The sequence below is a fragment of the Rhizobacter sp. P1_G5 genome (assembly GCF_056405435.1).
This window is the reverse complement of record NZ_JBFUCB010001211.1, coordinates 1-542: the sequence shown is the minus strand read 5'-3', so window position 1 is coordinate 542 and position 542 is coordinate 1. Positions and strand designations below refer to the sequence as shown.

Here is a 542-nt window from a genome sequence, read left to right as displayed (position 1 = left end):
CGCCGCAGCAGCGTAGCGGGCGGCGCTGCCGCGGCCTTGCGCGGGATCAATCCGCGGCGCGCCGGGCGGCCGAAGAATCGCCCGACCATTCCACCACCGGAGAACGCTCATGAGCACGCTCGGCAAACTGGTCCTCGGCGCGATGGGCGCCCTGCGCGCCCGCCCTGCGCTGGGCGACGGGCCGCGCACGCTGGCCCTGCCGCCCGCATCGCCGGGCAACGACATCACGCTGCAACGGGCGCTGTCGCAGCGGCGCTCCAGCCGGGTGTTCGACCCGCGCGCGCTGCCGCTGTCGCTGCTGTCGAACCTGCTGTGGGCGGCCGACGGCATCAACCGCGACGACGGGCGGCGCACCGCGCCGTCGGCCCTCGACGAGCGCGAGATCGACCTGATCGTCACGCTGCCCGAGGGCGCCTACCGCTACGACGCCGCGGCGCACGCGCTGCAGCTGGTGAGCGCCGAGGACATCCGCCGCGTGACCGGCTACCAGGACTTCGTGGATGCCGCGCCGCTGAACATCGTCTACGTGCTCGACCATGCGC

Annotated in this window: 1 protein-coding gene; it reads left to right on the top strand. The window is 74.2% G+C overall.

Annotated features, from left to right (window positions below; genetic code table 11):
• Window positions 1-109: 109 nt before the first annotated feature.
• The coding region (locus AC1D12_RS35015; protein WP_477845632.1) for a nitroreductase family protein at window positions 110-542 on the top strand (433 nt) is incomplete at its 3' end.